At 69.7% G+C, this 19,195-nt stretch carries 16 protein-coding genes; 9 read left to right on the top strand and 7 right to left on the bottom strand.

Annotation, left to right across the window (positions count from 1 at the left end):
* The first annotated feature begins 76 nt into the window (after positions 1-76).
* From parE to ABVN73_RS16920, 3 genes are all read left to right on the top strand, one after another.
* On the top strand, positions 77-2,065 hold the full coding sequence (parE, locus tag ABVN73_RS16930; protein WP_353860777.1) for a DNA topoisomerase IV subunit B: 1,989 nt from the start codon (positions 77-79) through the stop codon (positions 2,063-2,065).
* A gap of 55 nt (positions 2,066-2,120) precedes the next feature.
* Positions 2,121-2,885: a hypothetical protein gene (locus tag ABVN73_RS16925; protein ID WP_353860776.1), complete on the top strand. Its 765-nt coding sequence runs from the start codon at positions 2,121-2,123 to the stop codon at positions 2,883-2,885.
* Positions 2,886-2,975: 90 nt separating this feature from the next.
* A complete protein-coding gene (locus ABVN73_RS16920; protein ID WP_353860775.1) occupies positions 2,976-3,533 on the top strand; it encodes a hypothetical protein in 558 nt (185 codons plus the stop codon).
* A gap of 18 nt (positions 3,534-3,551) precedes the next feature.
* Here ABVN73_RS16920 and ABVN73_RS16915 read toward each other — a convergent pair whose 3' ends face one another.
* Together ABVN73_RS16915 and ABVN73_RS16910 are read right to left on the bottom strand one after the other, a co-directional pair.
* Complete coding sequence (locus ABVN73_RS16915; protein ID WP_353860774.1) at positions 3,552-4,256, bottom strand: alpha/beta fold hydrolase; 705 nt, start codon at positions 4,254-4,256, stop codon at positions 3,552-3,554.
* A gap of 19 nt (positions 4,257-4,275) precedes the next feature.
* On the bottom strand, positions 4,276-4,818 hold the full coding sequence (locus ABVN73_RS16910) for a hydrolase (protein WP_353860773.1): 543 nt from the start codon (positions 4,816-4,818) through the stop codon (positions 4,276-4,278).
* Positions 4,819-5,095: 277 nt separating this feature from the next.
* Here ABVN73_RS16910 and ABVN73_RS16905 point away from each other — a divergent pair, with 277 nt between their 5' ends.
* The 4 genes from ABVN73_RS16905 to ABVN73_RS16890 all read left to right on the top strand — a co-directional run bounded on the left by ABVN73_RS16905 (position 5,096) and on the right by ABVN73_RS16890 (position 10,325).
* Positions 5,096-6,676, top strand: coding sequence for a DEAD/DEAH box helicase (locus ABVN73_RS16905; protein WP_353860772.1), 1,581 nt, complete (start codon positions 5,096-5,098; stop codon positions 6,674-6,676).
* Positions 6,677-6,681: 5 nt separating this feature from the next.
* Positions 6,682-6,924: an Lrp/AsnC ligand binding domain-containing protein gene (locus ABVN73_RS16900; protein ID WP_014198771.1), complete on the top strand. Its 243-nt coding sequence runs from the start codon at positions 6,682-6,684 to the stop codon at positions 6,922-6,924.
* A 173-nt stretch (positions 6,925-7,097) separates the two neighbouring features.
* Positions 7,098-9,503: an LPS assembly protein LptD gene (lptD, locus tag ABVN73_RS16895; RefSeq protein WP_353860771.1), complete on the top strand. Its 2,406-nt coding sequence runs from the start codon at positions 7,098-7,100 to the stop codon at positions 9,501-9,503.
* Positions 9,504-9,599: 96 nt separating this feature from the next.
* A complete protein-coding gene (locus ABVN73_RS16890) occupies positions 9,600-10,325 on the top strand; it encodes a hypothetical protein (RefSeq protein ID WP_353860770.1) in 726 nt (241 codons plus the stop codon).
* Here ABVN73_RS16890 and ABVN73_RS16885 read toward each other — a convergent pair.
* The 4 genes from ABVN73_RS16885 to ABVN73_RS16870 are packed head-to-tail and all read right to left on the bottom strand — an operon-like array spanning position 10,322 to position 14,385.
* Positions 10,322-12,334 carry a glycosyltransferase gene (locus tag ABVN73_RS16885; protein ID WP_353860769.1) on the bottom strand — a complete coding sequence of 671 codons (2,013 nt, stop codon included), beginning with the start codon at positions 12,332-12,334 and terminating at the stop codon, positions 10,322-10,324. The two genes, ABVN73_RS16890 and ABVN73_RS16885, sit on opposite strands and share 4 nt — an antisense overlap.
* Before the next feature lie 13 nt (positions 12,335-12,347).
* Positions 12,348-12,683, bottom strand: coding sequence for a YdbL family protein (locus tag ABVN73_RS16880; RefSeq protein WP_353860768.1), 336 nt, complete (start codon positions 12,681-12,683; stop codon positions 12,348-12,350).
* A complete protein-coding gene (locus ABVN73_RS16875) occupies positions 12,680-12,946 on the bottom strand; it encodes a YnbE family lipoprotein (RefSeq protein ID WP_353860767.1) in 267 nt (88 codons plus the stop codon). Before ABVN73_RS16875 ends, ABVN73_RS16880 begins: the two co-directional genes overlap by 4 nt.
* Positions 12,943-14,385: a YdbH domain-containing protein gene (locus ABVN73_RS16870; RefSeq protein WP_353860766.1), complete on the bottom strand. Its 1,443-nt coding sequence runs from the start codon at positions 14,383-14,385 to the stop codon at positions 12,943-12,945. Before ABVN73_RS16870 ends, ABVN73_RS16875 begins: the two co-directional genes overlap by 4 nt.
* A 247-nt stretch (positions 14,386-14,632) precedes the next feature.
* Here ABVN73_RS16870 and ABVN73_RS16865 point away from each other — a divergent pair, with 247 nt between their 5' ends.
* Entirely contained in the window at positions 14,633-15,160 is a 528-nt protein-coding gene (locus ABVN73_RS16865; RefSeq protein WP_247888126.1) for a peptidylprolyl isomerase, read from the top strand.
* Positions 15,161-15,297: 137 nt separating this feature from the next.
* Here ABVN73_RS16865 and ABVN73_RS16860 read toward each other — a convergent pair whose 3' ends face one another.
* Positions 15,298-17,964 (bottom strand): serine/threonine-protein kinase, encoded by a 2,667-nt coding sequence (locus ABVN73_RS16860; RefSeq protein WP_353860765.1) that lies wholly within the window; start codon positions 17,962-17,964, stop codon positions 15,298-15,300.
* 48 nt (positions 17,965-18,012) lie between these two features.
* On the opposite strand from ABVN73_RS16860, the gene ABVN73_RS16855 reads away from it, so the two are divergent.
* Positions 18,013-19,191 carry an aldose 1-epimerase gene (locus ABVN73_RS16855; RefSeq protein ID WP_353860764.1) on the top strand — a complete coding sequence of 393 codons (1,179 nt, stop codon included), beginning with the start codon at positions 18,013-18,015 and terminating at the stop codon, positions 19,189-19,191.
* Positions 19,192-19,195: the final 4 nt, after the last annotated feature.

Below are 19,195 nucleotides of genomic sequence, written 5' to 3'. Positions count from 1 at the left end.
AAATATGGTGCGGGGAGTATATAGGAGCCACCGCATGCGCTTGCGCAGCCCTGACGAAATTCCTATAACTGGGGCCATGAGCGATCTTTTCGAGAACACGGCGCGCAAGGCCGAGACCTATTCCGCCCAGGATATCGAGGTTCTGGAGGGGCTTGAGCCCGTCCGCCGGCGCCCCGGCATGTACATCGGCGGCACCGACGACCGGGCGCTGCACCATCTGGTGGCCGAGGTTCTGGACAACGCCATGGACGAGGCGGTGGCCGGACACGCCAGCCGCATCGACCTGGAGCTGACCGCCGACGGCACGGTGGTGGTGCGCGACAACGGGCGCGGCATCCCCATCGACGACCACCCGAAATACCCCGGCAAGTCGGCGCTGGAGGTCATCCTCACCACCCTGCATTCGGGCGGCAAATTCTCCAACAAGGTCTACCAGACCTCCGGCGGCCTGCATGGCGTCGGCCTGTCGGTGGTCAATGCCCTGTCCGACCGGCTGACGGTCGAGGTGGCGCGCGACCGCCAGCTCTACGTGCAGCACTACAGCCGCGGGCTGCCGCAGGGGCCGCTGGCCCGCCAGGGCGCGGCGAATCGCCGCGGCACGACCATCCGCTTCCACGCCGACCCCGAGATCTTCGGCGAGGCCGCCCATTTCGAGCCGCACCGGCTGTACCGTCTGGCGCGCTCCAAGGCCTACCTGTACCGGGGCGTGGAGATCCGCTGGAGCTGCGACCCGTCGCTGCTGGCGCCGGACAGCACCACCCCAGCGCAGGAAACGCTGCATTTCCCCGGCGGCCTGCTCGACTACCTGAACGCCGCCCTGAAGGAACGCCGGACGCTGACCCGCCTGCCCTTCTCCGGCGCGCTGGACTTCCCGAACCAGCAGGGCCGCGTGGAATGGGCCATCGCCTGGCCGGAGGATGACGAGGGGTTCTCGCACACCTACTGCAACACGGTGCCCACGCCGCAGGGCGGCACGCACGAGGCCGGCCTGCGCGCCGCGCTGACCCGCGGGCTGAAGGGCTACGGCGAGCTGACCAACAACAAGCGCGCCGCCCAGGTCACCGCGGACGACGTGATGGGCGACGCCTGCATCCTGCTGTCGGTCTTCATCCGCGAACCGCATTTCCAGGGCCAGACCAAGGAGAAGCTGGTGACGGCGGAAGCCCACCGGCTGGTCGAGGCGGCGATCAAGGATCACTTCGACCACTGGCTGTCGGGCGACCCGTCCTCCTCCAAGGCCCTTCTGGAACGGCTGATCGAGAAGGCGGAGGAGCGCGCCAAGCGCAAGCAGTCCAAGGAGTTGGGACGGAAGTCCGCGACCCGCCGCCTGCGCCTGCCCGGCAAGCTGGCCGACTGCTCCCGCAATTCGCCGGAGGGGACGGAAATCTTCCTGGTCGAGGGCGATTCGGCGGGCGGCTCCGCCAAGCAGGCGCGCAACCGCGAGACCCAGGCCATCCTGCCGCTGCGCGGCAAGATCCTGAACGTCGCCTCGGCCTCCTCCGACAAGATGAAGGCCAACCAGGAGCTGAACGACCTCACCCAGGCGCTGGGCTGCGGGGTGGGCAAGGACTTCTCCAGCGACAAGCTGCGCTACGAGCGGGTCATCATCATGACCGACGCCGACGTGGACGGCGCGCACATCGCCTCGCTGCTGATGACCTTCTTCTACCGGGAGATGGGCGGGCTGATCCAGAACGGGCACCTGTATCTCGCCCTGCCGCCGCTCTACCGCATCAGCCACGGCGCCAAGTCGGTCTACGCCCGCGACGACGCGCACAAGGACCAACTCCTGAACAAGACCTTCAAGGGCAAGAAGGTGGAAATCAGCCGGTTCAAGGGCTTGGGCGAGATGATGCCGGCGCAGCTCCGCGAGACGACGATGGATCCGGCCAAGCGCACGCTGCTGCGCGTCGTCGTGCCGAACAGCGCCGATCCGGAGCAGGCGGAGGACGTGAAGGCCACCAGGACCCGCGTGGAGGAGCTGATGGGCCGCCGACCGGAGCTGCGTTTCCAGTTCATCCAGGAGAACGCGAAGTTCGTGCGGGTCGACGACATCGACGTGTAAGCCGCGGCGCGGTACGCTCGTTGGTGCACAAACCAACAGCATGGACTCCGCCCGCATGAGCACACCGCTCACCCTGTTCCAGACGGACCTGTTCCGCCCGACCTACCGCCCGTGGAAGGGGGAACGCTGGGAGCTTCTGCTCGCCCCGATGCTGATCTGCAAGGGCTACTGGAGCGAGGCGATGCTGGTCACCGACATGGCCGGGCTGATCCGCCGTGACGGGCCGGCGTCGCGCACTTGGATGTCGATGACCCCGATGGAGATCGAAAGCCAGGAGATCGGCTGCCGCTTCGCGGCGGGGCACACGGTGGTCATGGGGCTCGGCATGGGCTGGGCCGCCGCCAACGCCGCCCTGCGGCCCGAGGTGACCCGCGTGACCGTCGTGGAACTCGATCCCGAGGTGATCGCGGTGAACGCCATCATGGACGTGTTCGGCCAGCTTCCGCCCGAGGCCGCCGCCAAGGTGACGGTGATCCAGGGCGACGCCCTCGCCCATGCGCCCGACGGGGCGGCGGACACCCTGATGGCCGACATCTGGCAACCGCTCTACGGCGACGACCGGCTGGAGCAGGTTCGCCGCATGCGGGACAACACCGGCGCTTCCCGTGTCTACTACTGGGCCCAGGAGATGGACATCGTCCATCGCGCCCGCCAGCTCGGCCTGCCCCTGGACGCACCATCGGTGGCCCGCATCGTCGAGGGCATGGGGCTGCCGCTGATCGGCCCCGCGGACGTCGCCAACTACCCGGAGCTGATCGAGCGCGCCGCCCGGAACTGGCTACGCACCGACTGGACTCCGCCGGGATACGCGGTCGGCTGAGCGGCGGCTCTTCCGGGGGCGCGGGCTTGCGGCCGGACCGGCGGCATTCCATGTTTGTTCCCCCTGTCCACTCAGCAGCCCAGGCGAGCCATGACCTTCCTGTCCCGTGCCAGCCTTCTCGCCCTCTGCGCGATGGCGGCGGCCTGCACCAACGAGCGCGTGGTGGCCGACCTTCCCGTCCCCGCCTACACGCTGAGCGAGGTGTCCTACGCCGCCTCCGACCGCGACCTGCGCGTGGTGATCCACGGCAACCCCTTCGGCATGGACCCGCAGACCTTCGGTCCGCTGGTGACGGCCAACATGCAGAACCGCATCTCCGGCGTGCGCACCAACTTCACCACCACGCCGAACCAGACGGCACGCCCCGACTACCGGGTCGTCCTGGCCTTCAACCCCGCCGAGACGACGCTGAACTCCTACCTGTGCAGCGGCCAGCCCCTGCGCACCAGCCCGCCCGGCGGCCCCATCGTCGTGCAGGGCGCCTTCTGCCGCGGCGGCGGGACGCTGTCCTCGGCCACCGGCTGGCTCGACCGTCCGCAGGGACCGAACGACCCGGATTTCCGCTCGCTCATCAGCGACATGACCTTCGCCCTTTTTCCGGCCCGCCGCGCCGACCTGGACGGCTGCGGCGGGGGTCCTGACTGCTGAGGCGGGGAAGGACGGCGGTCAGGCGTAGAGCAGCCACTGCCGCAGCAGGGCGGTGACCGCCTGCGGTTGCTCCATGGCCGACAAATGGCCGCAATCCTCGATCAGGGCGAGGCGGGCGCCGGGGATGCCCCCGGCGATCTCCTCGTGCAGCGCGGGGGGCGTGATGGCGTCCTGCCGCCCGCACAGCACCAGCGTCGGGCAGGCGATGGCCCCCAGCCCGGGGCGGCTGTCCGGGCGGTTCATGATGGCCGTCTGCTGGCGGATGTAGCCGTCCGCCCCGACCCGCTGGGCCTGGGCCTGCACCGACTCGACCAAGGCCGCTTCGCCCGTCCGGTCGGGATGGACGAGGCGCGGCATCCCGGCCGCGACCACCTGCCGCAACCTGCCCTGCCCCACCAGACGCACGGCGTCCTGGCGGGTGGCGGTCTGCTCCGGCGTGTCCGGGCGGGCGCTGGTGTCGAGCAGGGCGAGCTTTGCCACCCGCTCCGGCGCCTGCCGCAGAATCTCGAAGGCCACGTAGCCGCCCATCGACAGGCCGGCGAGGGCGAACCGCTCCGGCGCCGACGCCAGCACCGCAGCGGCGAGGGCGGCCACCGAGTCATGGCCGGTCAGGTCGCCGACGGCCGGCTCCGCCACATCGGCGAGATGGCGGGCCTGATGCTCCCACAGCGCCGCGTCCAGCGGCATGCCGGGCAGCAGGATCAGGGGAATCCGGTCGCTCATTCCTCGTCCTTTCCAAACGTCAGCGGATCAGGTCCAGCACCGCCTTGAAGGCGGGGATGTCCGACCGCTCCATCCACTCGAACAGAACCATTTCCGTGCTCACGATGGTCGCCCCTGCGGCGCGCATGCGGGCGATGCCCAACTCCGCGTTGGCGGGCGTGCGCGACGACACGGCGTCGGCCACCAGCACCACCTCGAACCCTAGCCCGACCAGCGACAGCGCGGTCTGCATGACGCAGACATGGGCCTCCGACCCGGCCAGCACGACCTGACGGCGGCCCAGCCGCTCCAGCCGCTCCAGGAAGGCCGGCTCCCGCGCGGCGGAGAAGCTGATCTTCTCCACCACCCCGTCGGGCGGCAGCAATGCGCGCAGCGACGCAGCGGTCGGGCCGAGGCCCTTGGGATACTGTTCGGTGGCGAAGGCGGGCACGCCGAGCAGGGCGGCCGCCTTCAGCAGCGTGGCGGCGTTGCGTTCCACCCGTGCGGACTCGGCGATCGCCGGCATCAGCTTTTCCTGGATATCGACCACCACCAGGACGGAACGTTCGCGAGACAGTAGCATCGGAGGGCTGCCTTTTTTCTTGGTCCGGCCCGGACGGAGGAAGAGGCCGAAATCCGCCTTTCAACCGTTCCGGACCCCGGATTTCCGCGGTTTCCGCGGCCTTTTCACAGCCTAGCCGAGCGGGCGCGGCGCGCCAAGCGGCCCGTCCGGACCCGCGCGATGCGCGATTCCATCACAAGGTCTATTGACAGCGCCCTTTGACTTCATATTCTGCCGCACCATCTACTCGTCGGGCCGTATCGGCACGATTTTCGCACTCCAGACAGAAACAGGTTGGATGCTCTTTTCGGAACTTGGGCTTGGACCTGACGTCCTGCGGGCAATCGAGGACAAAGGTTACACCCAGCCGACGCCAATTCAGGAACAGGCCATTCCCTGGGTCCTGCAAGGCCGCGACGTGCTCGGCTGCGCGCAAACCGGCACCGGGAAGACGGCCAGCTTCACCTTGCCGATGATCAGCATTCTGGCGTCGGGCCGGGCCCGGGCGCGCATGCCCCGGTCGCTCATCCTGGAGCCGACTCGCGAGCTGGCGGCGCAGGTCGCCGAGAGCTTCGAGACCTACGGCAAGCACCACAAGCTCAGCATGGCGCTCCTGATCGGCGGCGAGACCTTCACCGAGCAGGTGAAGCGGCTGGACCGCGGGGTGGACGTGCTGATCGCGACGCCGGGCCGCCTGATCGACCTGTTCGAGCGCGGCAACATCATGCTCAACGACATCAAGGTCTTCGTCATCGACGAGGCGGACCGGATGCTCGACATGGGCTTCATCCCGGACATCGAGCGGATCGTCAGCAAGCTGCCGAAGCTGCGCCAGACGCTGTTCTTCTCCGCCACCATGCCGCCGGAAATCCGCCGTCTGGCCGACGCCTTCCTGTCGAACCCGAAGGAAGTGACCGTCGCCCCGCCCGCCTCCCCGGCGGAGACGGTGACCCAGGCCATGGTCCTGGTGCAGGAGGAGGACAAGCGCAAGGCGCTGCGCCACCTGCTGCGCACCGAGGACGTCAAGAACGCCTTCATCTTCTGCAACCGCAAGCGCGACGTCGCCATCCTGCAGAAGTCGCTGGAGAGCCACGGCTTCAACGCCGGCGCGCTGCACGGCGACATGGTGCAGTCCAAGCGGATGGAGACGCTGGACGCCTTCAAGAAGGGCGAGATCACGCTGCTCGTCTGCTCCGACGTGGCGGCGCGCGGCCTGGACGTGCAGGGACTCAGCCACGTCTTCAACTTCGACGTTCCGATCAACGCGGAGGACTATGTCCACCGCATCGGACGCACCGGCCGGGCCGGCCGTTCGGGCCGCGCCTTCACGCTGGCCAGCCCGCTGGACGGAAAGCAGGTTTCGGCCATCAGCCGCCTCATCAAGCGGGAGATTCCGTTGATCGCCATTGACGGCCTCGAGTCGGCGGAGTTCCTCAGCGAGGACGAGGCGCGCCGTGGCCGCAGCCGTGGCCGTGGCAAGGACAAGGAGCGCGGCGACCGCGGCGCTTCCCGTGCCGAGCGCGCCGAACGTCCCGACCGCGAAGAGCGGGCGCCCCGCGAGGAGCGTCAGGCCCGTGAGGAGCGGCAACCGCGAGAGGAGCGGCCCAGCCGCGACGAGCGCCCGGTGCGTGAGGAGCGGGTGCGCGAGGAGCGTCAGGTCCGTGACGAGCGCCAGCCGCGCGAATCGCTGGCCGCCGCCGAGAGCCGCCGCCAGGAGCCGCGCCGGGATCGTGACCGCGATCGCCGCCGCCGCCGCGACGAGGACGAGGACGACACACCCGTGATCGGCTTCGGCGACCATATGCCGGCCTTCATGCTCCGCTCCGCGCGGCGCCCGGCCCCGGCCGAACCCGCCGAGCAATCCTCGCAGGAGGGCTGATCGCCATGCAGACCATCTTCGTCATGGTCAAGTGCGAGCTGGGAAAGGCCTATCAGGTCGCCGATCAGGCCGTTCAGGACATCGAGCAGGTGTCGGAGGTGCATTCCATCTCCGGGCAGTATGATCTGCTGATGAAGTGTTATCTGCCCCAGGATCTGGACATCGGTCGATTCGTGACCGAGAACATCCAGACCCTGACCGGAGTGAGGGACACCTTCACCCTCATCGCCTACAAGGCCTTCGCCTGAGGCTTGGGCGGCGCTCGCGCCGCCTCGGAAAGGGCCGGAAAAAGGGGACGCCCGCCTGTTGCGGCCGGTCCCCTTTTTTCATGCCCCGACCGGCCGGCAACAGACCTCGGACAATTCGCGAAAGATGCCGCGAAACCGTTGACTTGGCCGGTTGGTTACCTCAAACGTTCGGCATGTCCCAGCTCCCGTCCCGACATGCCCGGCGCGCCCGCGCCACCAGCCCGAAGATGCACCGCCCGTTGGACCGCCGGTCGCTGGTCCTGCGATCCGGCATCGTCGCCCTGATGGCCGCCTGCGGCGTCGTCATGGCCGATCTGGCCGACGCGCAGCAGCCTCCCGCTCCGGCGCCCCAGGCGAACGCCGCGCCGCCGGTTGGGCAGGACCAGAACGGACGGCTCGAAGTCGTCGTTCCATCGCCTGGGCCGTCGGACGGCAAGCTGCAGGACCCCCCGGTCCTTCTGGGAGCGGACTCGGTCACGTTTGACGAGGCGAACAGCCTCGTCACGGCGTCGGGCAACGTGGAGCTGTCGCAAGGCGCGCGGTCCGTCCACGCCGACACGATCACCTACAACCAGCAGACCAAGGTGGTCATCGCCGCCGGCAACGTCCGTCTGGTCGAGCCATCGGGCGACATCCTGTTCTCCAGCTACGCGGAACTGACCGACGACATGCGCGACGCGTTCGTCGAAAACGTCCGCGTGCTGATGACCGACAACAGCCGTATGGCCGGAACCGAAGGCGAGCGGCGCGGCGGGCGCCTGATCCGCCTGAATCGCGCCGTTTACAGCCCCTGCGATCTCTGCAAGACCGATCCGACCCGCGCGCCGGTCTGGCAGATCCGCGCCGCCCGTGTGGTGCAGGACAACGAGGATCACGAGGTCCGCTACCGCGACGCCTTCATGGAAATGTTCGGCGTTCCATTCTTCTACACCCCGTATCTCTCCCACCCCGATCCGACTGTGGACCGGCGCTCGGGTTTCCTGACGCCCAGCTTCCGCAACAACTCGACTCTCGGTTTCGGCGTCATCTCCCACTATTACTGGGACATCACGCCCGATCAGGATGCGACGTTCGACGTTGGCGGCTATTCAAGCCAGGGCCTGTTCCTCGGCGGCCAGTACCGCAAGCGTTTCGAGAACGGGCGGCTGCAGCTCGACGTGTCGGGAACGCGGGGCGAAATTCCCAACGGCACGCTGAAGGACGCCGACGACCGGCGCTGGCGCGGCCACGCCTTCGCCACCGGCCTGTTCGACATCGACGAGACATGGCGCTGGGGCTTCAACCTGAAGCGGGCCAGCGACGAGCTGTATCTGCGCCGTTACTTCAACATCCGCGACGAGGTGCTGACCAGCCGGGCCTTCGTCGAAGGCTTCAACGGCCGCAACTACGCCGCGGTCAACGCATACAGCTTCCAGGATCTGCGCTGGGGCAACGCGGTGCAGGAACCCTACGTGCTGCCCGAGGCGCGCTACAACGCGCTGGGCGAGCCGGGCAGCCTGATGGGAGGGCGCTGGTCCCTGGACAGCAGCCTTCTGGCCGTCGCCCGGCCGGGCAGCAGTGGTCCGGACACCCAGCGTCTGGCCATGCAGCCGGGCTGGCAGCGCGACATCTACTCCAATCTCGGTTTCGTCACTACGGTTGAAGGAAGCGTCCTGCTGGCCGGCTACACCGCCCAGCGGTTCGATCCGAACGACCCGGCCGGAACCGGCAATGACAGCGTGCAGCGTCTCCGCTTCTTCCCGCAGGCCACGACGACGGTCCGCTACCCCTTCGTCCGCTACGGCGAGAGCAACTTCCAGACCATCGAGCCCATTGGTCAGATCAGCGTGTCGCCGAAGGTGGACAACGATCCGGCCTTCCCGAACGAGGACAGCCTCGACGTCGAGTTCGACGAGATCAACCTGCTGATGCCCAACCGCTTCACCGGCATCGATCGTCTGGACGGCGGCCTTCGCGCCACCTACGGCCTGCGCACGACGTTCCAGGGCTACAAGACGGGGTCGGCCAGCCTGTTCGTCGGTCAGAGCTTCCGCGCCGACGACACCGAGAATTTCCGCGGCGGATCGGGCCTCGACAAGAAGTCGTCCGATTATGTCGGCCGCCTCGACCTGCGACCGGCGGACTGGCTGGACCTGAACTACGGCTTCCGCATCGACCACGACACGCTGAAGCCGCGCCGCCATTCGGTCAACGCATCGGCCGGCGTGCCGCTGCTCCGCCTCTACGGCACCTACACCTACGTGGACCAGACGGAGAACCCCTACGTCGTGGAGCGGAACGAGGTCGAGCAAGGCAGCCTCACCCTGGCGTCGCAGGTCTCGCAACACTGGTCGTTCAGCCTGTCGCATTCCCAGGCGTTCCGTCCCGATGCGGGCCCGCGCTCCAGCGCCGGCGTGCTCCGCTATCAGGACGAATGCCTGACCTTCGAGACCATCGCCCAGCGCGACTACACCACCATCCAGAACGGCGAGCAGGAAGGGAACACCATCTTCTTCCGCTTCGTGTTCAAGAATGTGGGCGAGTTCCGCACGCCGGGCATCAGCGCCGGGTTCCTCGGCCCGTCCGGGGCCAGCAACTGACCGGAAGGGGCTTTTGCTGCCAGGGTCAAGGGGTTGCATCGGACGGCCGATCTGGGTAGCCATAGCACCCTCCTCCTCCGCTCGGGTTTGCTGCACATGGCCTTGGGACGCTACGACTACGAACGCCGTTATCGCCGCCGCTTCTGGGCGGGGTTCGCGAAGTTCGGTCTGTTCGCCGCCGTTCTCCTCGGTGTCGGTCTGTTCGCCTACCAGATGGGCATCGAGCAGCTGAAGGGCCGCGACGTCACGCTACGGGAGGAGATCTCCACCCTGTCGCGCCAGAAGGCTGAGCTGGAACTGCTGGCCAGCCAGATGCAGCACGCCGCCCGCACGGCGGAAGCCCGTGCGACGGAGCTGGAGGCCCGGCTCCAGCGCGAGGTGCCCTCGGGTGATCTCGCCCGATTGGCCGGCCTGGTGTCGGAGCGTCTGAAGGGCGGCATGGACCCCAACCGCCTCGCCTTCGTGATCGCCCAGGTCCAGGCGGTGCGCAATTGCCAGCCGGCGGAAACCAAACGCTTCGCCCTGGCCACCCCGCTCCTGAAATCGGGCAACCGCAGCACCAGCTTCAACAACGGCGCGGTGACGGTCAGCGGCGAGGGCCAGTCGTCGCGCAACGCCCAGGGCAATGCCGAGAGCTGGTTCGATCCGGCCCAGCCGGTGACCATCAAGATCGCCGGCACGGGCGGCAAGGAGACGGTCGCCAAGGGCGTCCTGCCGCTCCACCAGACGGTGGTGATCGACAACACCGAATACCGCTTCACCTTCGCGCCCGGCGCCCGCTCCTTCGTGGACGTGACCGCCGACCGCTGCCCCTTCCCTTAACCCCCGTCCGAAACGGAGAACGGGCGGGGCGGCCGGCCCGCTGCGTGGATGTCCCACATCGTCGCGTAGGCGCGCTCCAGGGCACGGGCGAAACGGTCGGTGTCGAACAGCGGCGCGCTGCCCCGCTCCGCGGCAAGGCGCGCCTTCAGCCGGGCGATTCCGTCCGGATCGCCGGCCAACCGCAGGGCCGTGGCCTCGTACTCGTCGAGCGAGCGCACCGCCAGTTCGGGCAGACCGGCGGCGCGAAGCAGGCTTGCCCCGACGCGGGACGCGAACCCCTCCCCCGGCACCGTCAGAACCGGCAGACCGGCCCACAGCGCGTCGCTGGCCGTGGTGTGGGCGCCGACCGGCGTGGTGTCCAGGAACAGATCGGCCAGACGGTGGCGCGCCAGATGCTCCGCCGGTGGGCGTCGGGGGGCGAAGATGAGCCGGTCCTCCGCCACGCCGCGGCATGACGCCTCCCGCCGCAGATTCGCGCTTGCCTCGGGATGGCTGTCGAGCAGCCACAGCACGCTGTCCGGCACCGCGCGCAGCAGGCGGCACCACCGGTCGAAAAGGTCCGGGGTGATCTTGTAGGCGGCGTTGAAGCAGCAGAACACCATGCCCCGATCCGGCAGGCCGCAGGCGGCGCGCGACGGCGCCGGGCCGATCGGCCGGATTCGGTCGTTGGGCTGGTAGCAGACCGGGAGCTGGACGATGCGCTCCGTGTAGAAGGGCTGGTGGTCGAACGGCGTGACCTGCGGGTCGCCGATCACGTAATCGATGAAGCCGGCGCCCATCGTCCCGGGATAGCCCAGCCACTGCGCCTGCAGCGGGGCGGGCCGGTGGGCGGCGATCTCCGGCCGGGCGTGCTGGGTGTAGCCCTTGAGGTCCACGAGTATGTCCACTCCGTCCGACCGGATGCGCGCCGCCGCGTCGGCGTGGGAGCAAGCGGCAAGGTCCACGAAGAGGTCGAAGGCGGCGGCCAGCCGGCGCCGCATCGGGCCGCCGTCGTCGGACCCATAGCTGTAGCCGACGACCTCGACCCGGTTCCGGTCGTGCCGCTCGATCAACTCCGCGATGAGGGCGGCGGTGGCGTGTTCGTGGTAGTCGGCGGACAGATAGCCGATGCGCAGCCGGCCGCGCGGGCCGGTGTCGCGGCGGGCGGGCATGGCGGCGATGCCCCGCGTCCGCCAGTCCGCGTAGCGGCGGGCACAGTCCAGCTCCGCCGCCGGGCCGGCTCCCTCGCCGAGAAAGATCCAGGGATGAACCTGCCGCGTCGCGCCGCCGCGCACCAGCGCGCCCAGCTGGGCCGAGCGCTCCGCCAGCCCGTCCCAGCGGCCGAGATGCCGCATCTGCTGGACCAGCTGGGCGAGCGCCCCGCCGGCGTCGGGCAGGCCGAGCGTTAGGGCGCGCTCGAAGGACGGGAGGCTCTCGGCGAGCCATCCGGCCTCCTTGAGCAGCAGCCCGAGATTCGCGTGGGCCTCGGCCAGATCGGGGCGCAGGGTCAGGGCGTTGCGGTAACAACCGGCGACGGCCTCCGCCCGGCCGTGCCCCTGGACCACAGCGCCGAGGTTGAGCCAGCCGGGAACCAGCGTGGGGTCGAGCGCCACAGCCCGGCGCAACGCCGCCTCCGCCGCCTCCCGCTGCCCCAGCGCCCGCAGCAGGACGCCCTGGTTGCACGGGGCTGGGGCGAAGCACGGCATCAGTCGCGCGGCCTCCCCATAGGCCTCCGCCGCCTCGGCGGCGCGGCCAAGCGCCTGGAGCGTCAGGCCCAGATTGAAATGGTTGCCGCCGAAATCGGGCAGCCAGGACAGGGCCGCGCGATGGTGCGCCTCGGCCTCGGCCGCCCGGCCCTGCCGCCGCAGCGCCTCGCCGAAGGCGGAGCGGGCCACCGCCTCCTCCGGCGTGCCGGGCTCGCCCAGCGCGTCGAGCGCGCCGAACAGCCCGGCCAGCGCCGCGGGATCGCCGGGCTTGGCGGCCAGCGCCGAGCGGCACTCCCCGATACGGGCGCGGAGGTCGGCGGTCATGGGCGCCGGTGGCTTACTTGCGGATCCAGCGCCCGCCCGACAGCACATACTGGCCGGCGGGGGTGCGTTCGATCAGCTGCTTTCCGGCCAGCGCCTGCACCTGATCCACCGACGTTCCATTGCTGCCGGCGATCTCGCGGTAGCGGGCGATGCGCTGGGCGTTGACCTGCTCGGCGAGCTGGGCCGCGGCGGCCGGCGCGCCGGGGACCGCCCCGACCAGCCCGTCCGGCCGCTCGCCGATCTGCCCGGCGGCCTTGGCGGCGCCCAGGGCGTCCTGGGCCGGCGCCGTCGCGGGACCCGACAGGGCGAGCGCCAGGACCAGCCCGGCGGCGGCAAACATGCGCTTCATGGCTTCTTCCCTCCCTTCGCGCCGCCCAGGCTGTCCTGGGACGGCGGCAGGCCGAACAGGGCCGGATCGTCCGCGATGGCCTTTTCGAGGTCGCGTTCGACCTTCACCCGGACTTCCTGTTCGATCCGGATGTTCAGGTTGATCTCGATGGGCTTGTCGGGTGCCTCGACCTTGACGGTCGGGGTGCAGGCGCCCAGTCCGGCCACCAACCCGGCGATCAGTGCGGCGGTCGGGACGCGCCGGCTTTGAACCGTGTGTCTCATGGATTCTTTCGTTGAAACTCCGTCATGCGGTCGCGCACCGTCTCGGGGATGCGGTAGGTGTCCAGGCTCTGCCGCAGAATCCGGTCGAGCGCGCCGCTCACCTTAAGATTAAGCGCGACCGGATAGCCATCGTAGAATGCCGGGTTGGAGCCCCGGATGGCGATGCCGACCGCCAGCTCGCCGCCGGCCTGGCCATCGACGGTGGCGGTCAGCGTGTCGTAGCGGAAGTCAGTCAGCGCCCCCATCAGCAAGGCCGTCGGGCTGCCTTCCTCCCCCTTCAGGAAGCCGGGCGGATTTTCGGGGTCGTAGCGCAGGGTGCCCGGAGCGTCGGCCTCCAGCAGCCCGCCGTCGAGATGAACGGTGTCGGACCCGATGCGCACCGGCAGGCGCCCGCTGACCGTTCCGCTGGCCTCCAGCCCGTCCACCGCGACCATCGCCAGCATGGGGCCGAGATGGACGCGCTCCGCCCGCAGCGTGACGGTCCCGCGCGGCGCCACCGGGTCGATGGCGAAGGGGTCCGCCCGCAACACCCCGCCGGCCCAATGCCATTCGGCGCGCTCCACGCTCAGCCGCCCCTTCGTCCCGTAGCCGAAGCGGACGGTCCCGTCGGTCAGCGGCAACCCGACGTCGAGCAGCTTCACCGCCAGCGTCTGGCCAGGCGCCACCACCGGCGGGAACAGGCTGGGCAGCGAGAGCACGCCGTTGATGCCGCCGGCCGACACCGGCCCGAACCGCCCGGCGAGGTCGGCCAGCAGCAGGTCGCCCTGGGCCTTCATCGCCGTGCCGTCCCAGGTGAGGCGGGCCTTGGCCGTCAGGGTGCCGACCGTCTCGGCGATCGTGCCGGCGCCGGTCCAATGGGTCAGGACCGGCAGGCCCTTGGCCGGGGCGATCAGGGTCGCCTGCCCCCGATGCAGCGCGCCGTCGCGGGTCATGGTCAGGCGCAGCGTCCCGTTGGCGGTGCCCCGCGGTGTGACCAAACTCACGGCTGTGTCGCCGAGCTGGATGGTGTCGATGGGAATCGCGAAGGTCCCGCCGTCCGTCGCGCCGGCGTCGCCTCCCGCCGCGGCGGAGCCGGTCAACGGATACCCGGCGATGCGCAGGCTGCCGTCCTTGGCCACGTCCAGCCTCAAACGGGCGTCCGCGAGATCCAGGCGTTCGATTCGCCCCTCCCGAACGGCCTCCAGCGGGTGGCGCAGGGTGAGGGCGCCCCCGACCGTCCCTTGCCGGTCCAGGCGGACCATGGCGCGGGTCTGCTCCAGCGACAGCTCGGTCACCGTCACGGCGGCGTCCGGGAAGCCGGCGCGGCGCAGCGCCTGGGTGGCGGCAGCGCCGGCCAGATCGGCCCGGTGCTCGACGGCAAGGGCGACCGCCCCGCCGATCAGCGCCAGCTTCACCAGAACCAGCCATCGTCTCAACCGCCGCACGCCTTGCTGCCGCACGCCCCACCCCTCGTCATCGGTCTCTTTCGGGTATGAACACCCCGAAGGCAGTCTATCGTCCATCGCGGGGCGGGCGCGACCGTGCAGCGCTGGGACAATGATGAGCCGGCGCCGGACGGGGCTCCGACCGCGCCGATGAAGGCAGCCCCGCAGGGCGTCTTTGCATCCGCGCCGGTTTCCCCTATGGTCGCGTCCGCGGAATCGGCACATCGGAGTGTTTCGCATGTTGCGGTGGACGCGCATTCTCATGGTGGCCCTGTTCGCCACTTTCTTTTTCGCTCAGGGGGAGGCCAAGGCCTTGGATCCGGAAAACACCCTCTACCTCGACCTCAAGGACGGCCGCGTGGTCATTGAACTGCGCCCCGACCTGGCACCGAACCACGTCGCCCGCATCAAGGAGCTGACCCGTCAGGGCTTCTACAACGGCGTCGTCTTCCACCGTGTGATCGACGGCTTCATGGCCCAGACCGGCGACCCGACCGGCACCGGCACCGGCGGCTCCGGCAAGAAGCTGAAGGCCGAGTTCAGCAACGAGCCGCATGTCCGCGGCACGCTGTCGATGGCCCGCACGCCGGACCCGGACAGCGCCGACAGCCAGTTCTTCATCTGCTTCGCCCCGGCCTCGTTCCTGGACAAGCAGTACACCGTCTGGGGCAAGGTCGTCGAAGGCATGGAGTTCGTCGACAAGATCAAGAAGGGCAGCCAGTCCCGCAACGGTCAGGTCAGCGACCCGGACAAGATCGTCAAGATGCAGGTTGCCGCCGACGCCAAGTAACGGCGCCGGGTAAGGATCGCCCGTCACGGCGATCCTTCTCGGGTGATCCTATTCAGGCGACCGGGGCGGTGATACCGCGCACCGCCCCGTTTCCGGTCGCACGCCCCCGGGCGTCTGTTGAGCGCTCATCCCGGCGCTCAGGCCCCGTTCATCGCCGCGGTCAGCGCCACCAGGAGGTCCCGCATGCTGCGCGGACGGTCCTGCCAGCGCATCGACAACCCGCTCAGCAGCACCTTCTCGAATCCCGCCGGCACGGTGGCGCCGCTGTCGGCAAGACGGGGCACCCGGTCGTTCATGAAGCGGCTGGTGGCGTCGGGCGGGGTTCTGCCGGTCAGCGCGTAATGGATGGTCGCGCACAGCGCGTAGACGTCCGTCCAAGGCCCCTGCTTGCCATCCGGCGCGTATTGCTCGGGCGGCGCGTAGCCCGGCTTCAGGATCACCGTCAGGTCGGCGCTCTTTCCCGCGGCGTGGCGCGCGGCCCCGAAATCCAGCAGTTTGCGCTCGCCGCCGCTCGTCAGGAAAATGTTGTCGGGGCTGATGTCCCGGTGAATGAGCCCCTGTTCGTGCACGGCGTGCAGCGCCTTGATGATCGGCGACAGCAGGGTCAGCGCTTGGCGCGCGACGATCCGCCCACCGCTGTCCGAGACGTGCCGCTTCAGGGTCCGTCCGTCGAGAAGCTCCATCACGAGGTAGGCGGTCTCGTTCTCCTCGAAGAAGTCCTGGACGCTGACGATCTCCTTCACCTCCCGCAGGCGGGCGAGCATGCGCGCCTCCTCCAGGAACTTCGCAAGCCCGGCCGAGAAGCCGCGCGCATGCTCATCGGAGAAAGGGACGACCCCCGGTGATCCGGCGACGCGGGACACCAGATTGGCCGGATAGAACTCCTTCACGGCGACCCTGATCTGAAGCCGCTCGTCCCAACCGAGATAGGTGGCGCCGAAGCCCCCCTGCCCGAGCACCCGGCCCACGAGATAGCGCCCGAGAAGCCGCGTTCCCGGAAGCAGATGGATTCCGGCGCGGTTCTGCACGCGGACCGGATAGCCGCAGTCCCGGCACGTCTCGCGCGGCGCCTTCGGCACGAAGCAGGCCGGGCACAGGCCCGCGGCGGCGCCGGTGGCCGGCGCCTGGACCGTTACGGCGGCCGTCATGGCGGCGACGCCGAGCGGAGGAGCGACGGCGCGGACCGCCGGAGCCACCACGGTCGGCAGCGCCGTCGCGCCGCAGGGCTCGAAGGACGCACCGGCGCCTTCCACCGCGGCTGGCGGGGACGGCTTGGCCGAGGGCAGCGGCATCTGGCTCAGCCGGTCCAGCAACTCGTAGAGGCGGCGGATTTCCGCCTGGGCGATGTCGTCGCCCTGGGACCCGGCCAGCTCGGCCTGGAACTGCGGCTGGCGGACCGTTTCCAGGATGTGCTGGCGCAGCACCGAAAGCGCTCCGTCATCGCCGACCAGACCGGCGCAGGCCAGCTCGGCCAGCCGGATGATCCGGCGGCGCGGCAGCGGTTCGATCTGACGCAGACGCTGGACGAGGCGGCCCCGGCGGGCAAACTCGTCGACCACCGACGCCGCGCGGGCGGCGATCCGCTCGCGGTCGTGCTCCGCCAGGGCCGAAGCGCGGATGGCCTCCACCGCGCCGGTCAGCGCCTGCCGCACCAGCGCCGTGTCCGGCGTCTGGAGCACCATTTTCTCCACCAGAAGCTCGTTCTTCAGCGCGGCGTCCAGCGCGTCCACGATCTCGCCCATGTGCCGCTCCGCGGCGGGCACCGCGGAAACGGCGGCCAGATAATGGATTCGGCAGATCAGGTCCGGCTGCGTTTCGCTGAGCCCGACGATGGACCGCCGGTAGGCGCTCGCCCCGCCCTGCTCCAGGCGACGGGAGTAGCGGACGGTCAAGGCATCGGCCATGGGGGGGCCGCCGGTCAGCCCCGCCGGTGAGAGCAAATGCCCCGTCACCGTCCGCAACAGCTCGGCCTCCTGCTCCGCCGTGCCGCGGCCGAGCGGCTGCGGCGCCCGGAGCTGGCGCCGCAACCGCTCCAGCACCATGGCGCGGGCGGCGGGAAGGCGGCCTTGGCGGAACAGGCCGTTGAGAACGCCAAGCCGGTTCGGCCCGAAGGCGTCCATCGGCACGCGCCCGAACAGCAGGTTGCACAGCGTGATCAGCGGCGCCCCGTCGGCCGGCGTGCTTCCGAACAATTCCTGTGTGGCGGCGGGCGAGGCCAGCACGTCGCCGATCAGCTCGTCGAGCGCCGCGGACAGCGCCTCCTGCCGCTCCGCCGGGAACAGCTGAATCAGCGCGTCGAGCTTCGATGCCCAGGTCCGGCATTCCTCCAATTTCATGGAGAGCGCCGCGCGCAAATCGAACCCGGCGTCGCCGGTCGGCGACGTTCCCGGCGCGCCGCGCAGGATGGACTCGATCAGGGTGCGCCCCCGCCCCGCGCCGGAGAAGGCGGTGTGGGCGGCGCGCGCCTTCGCCACGGTTTCCGACACCGCGTTGTCGAGAACGCGGCGTCGGGCCTTCGCCTCCTGGCCGGGCAGGCGGGCCTGAACCGTGGCGATCCGGCCCAAGGCGGATTCCATCAGCGTGACCTTGACCTGGAGCGCCTTCAAATGCCGGCTGTTGTGGATCAACTCCGTCGGGGTCAGCACGAGACCGTCGAGATACTGGCGCAGAACGATGCCGATGACCATCCGCGCCGGCCCGCCATGGTGATCGGCGAGCGTGTGGCACAGCACCGCCTCGTCGAGCGCGCCGGCGGGGCCGGGCGCCCCTGCTGGAGCGGGTGTCCTGGGGGCGGGCAATGACACGGGCGGCCTTTGGGCGGAATCGGCTGGCGGAATCGGCGCGGCGCGCGGATGGCGTGGACGGTGCGTCATCATCCGGGCGATCCGGTAAACAGCCGGTATACGGGGTCCAAAATGGCTGATCGGTCCGGTTGCGCAAGACACCGCTCGCCTTGCGCAAAGGTGTTGCAAGAGGCCATAGGGCTTGGCCCATGGCACACCTTTGCGCGCAGCCCCGCCCTTCCCTTCCCCCGCGGGCTGTGCGATACCCGAACGAAACCGGCGTCCAACCACCGCCGGCAGGAGGTCCGGATGCAGCAGGTCGAGTTCGACCAGGGAATCGGCGCCCACACCCTAATCTTGAATCGCAGCGCTGCGAAGGGCTCTTTGGAGTGTATGCTGTGCCCTGGGCGGGGGGGAGTCGTGGCCCGCCTCGCGTGGCACGGCGCGGAGGGCATCATCGACCTGCTTCGCCCCGCGTCCGACTGGGCGCTGCGCCACGGTTCGGCGATCGACATGGGCTGTTTTCCGCTGGTGCCCTTCTCCAACCGCATCGCCGGGGGGGAATTCACCTTCGATGGGCGGCGGGTGCGGCTGCCGCTTGACGGGGACGGCAACCCGCACGTCATCCACGGTCACGGCTGGCGGGCCGATTGGACGGTTGAGGACGCCAGCGCCTCGTCCGCGCGCATGGTCTTCCGGCACCGCGCCGGCGCCTGGCCGTGGCGCTACCGCGCGACGCAGACCGTAGCGCTGGAGGAGGACGGGGCCAGCCTGACCCTATCCCTTGTCAACGAGGACGACCGGCCGATGCCCGCCGGGATTGGACTGCACCCCTATTTCCCGAAGCCGCCGGGCACCCGGCTGACCGCCCGGGTCGGCGGCGTCTGGCTGAACGGCCCGACGATCCTCCCGGTCGAGCGTGTCGCAGTGCCGCCCGCATGGGCCTTTACGGACGGGGTCGTCATGGACCGGACCGTTCTCGACAATGGCTTCACCGGTTGGGACGGGGTGGCGGCGCTGGACTGGCCGACGCTCGACCGGCGGCTGTGGATCGAGACCGACGGTCCGTTTGGCCATCTCATCGTCTACGCCCCGCCGGACGCGGACTATCTCTGCGTCGAGCCGGTGTCGCACATGACCGACGCGGTCAACCGCCCGGAGGAACCCGGCAGCGGCCTGCGCCGTCTCGAACCGGGCGAGGAGCTGAGCGGGACCCTGCGCCTGCGCCTGGAACCGCTCCTCCGCTGAACGC

Source organism: Azospirillum formosense (assembly GCF_040500525.1).
Taxonomy (GTDB): Bacteria; Pseudomonadota; Alphaproteobacteria; order Azospirillales; family Azospirillaceae; genus Azospirillum; species Azospirillum formosense_A.
This window is presented reverse-complemented; position numbering and strand designations above follow the sequence as displayed.

Bases quoted from the DNA above. Each gene is read 5' to 3' on its own strand.
- ABVN73_RS16910 (WP_353860773.1), bottom strand. From the start codon at position 4,818: ATGCTACTGTCTCGCGAACGTTCCGTCCTGGTGGTGGTCGATATCCAG.
- ABVN73_RS16905 (WP_353860772.1), top strand. From the start codon at position 5,096: ATGCTCTTTTCGGAACTTGGGCTTGGACCTGACGTCCTGCGGGCAATC.
- ABVN73_RS16865 (WP_247888126.1), top strand. From the start codon at position 14,633: ATGGTGGCCCTGTTCGCCACTTTCTTTTTCGCTCAGGGGGAGGCCAAG.
- ABVN73_RS16925 (WP_353860776.1), top strand. From the start codon at position 2,121: ATGAGCACACCGCTCACCCTGTTCCAGACGGACCTGTTCCGCCCGACC.
- ABVN73_RS16915 (WP_353860774.1), bottom strand. From the start codon at position 4,256: ATGAGCGACCGGATTCCCCTGATCCTGCTGCCCGGCATGCCGCTGGAC.
- ABVN73_RS16855 (WP_353860764.1), top strand. From the start codon at position 18,013: ATGGCGTGGACGGTGCGTCATCATCCGGGCGATCCGGTAAACAGCCGG.
- lptD (WP_353860771.1), top strand. From the start codon at position 7,098: ATGTCCCAGCTCCCGTCCCGACATGCCCGGCGCGCCCGCGCCACCAGC.
- parE (WP_353860777.1), top strand. From the start codon at position 77: ATGAGCGATCTTTTCGAGAACACGGCGCGCAAGGCCGAGACCTATTCC.
- ABVN73_RS16880 (WP_353860768.1), bottom strand. From the start codon at position 12,683: ATGAAGCGCATGTTTGCCGCCGCCGGGCTGGTCCTGGCGCTCGCCCTG.
- ABVN73_RS16885 (WP_353860769.1), bottom strand. From the start codon at position 12,334: ATGACCGCCGACCTCCGCGCCCGTATCGGGGAGTGCCGCTCGGCGCTG.
- ABVN73_RS16900 (WP_014198771.1), top strand. From the start codon at position 6,682: ATGCAGACCATCTTCGTCATGGTCAAGTGCGAGCTGGGAAAGGCCTAT.
- ABVN73_RS16920 (WP_353860775.1), top strand. From the start codon at position 2,976: ATGACCTTCCTGTCCCGTGCCAGCCTTCTCGCCCTCTGCGCGATGGCG.
- ABVN73_RS16875 (WP_353860767.1), bottom strand. From the start codon at position 12,946: ATGAGACACACGGTTCAAAGCCGGCGCGTCCCGACCGCCGCACTGATC.
- ABVN73_RS16890 (WP_353860770.1), top strand. From the start codon at position 9,600: ATGGCCTTGGGACGCTACGACTACGAACGCCGTTATCGCCGCCGCTTC.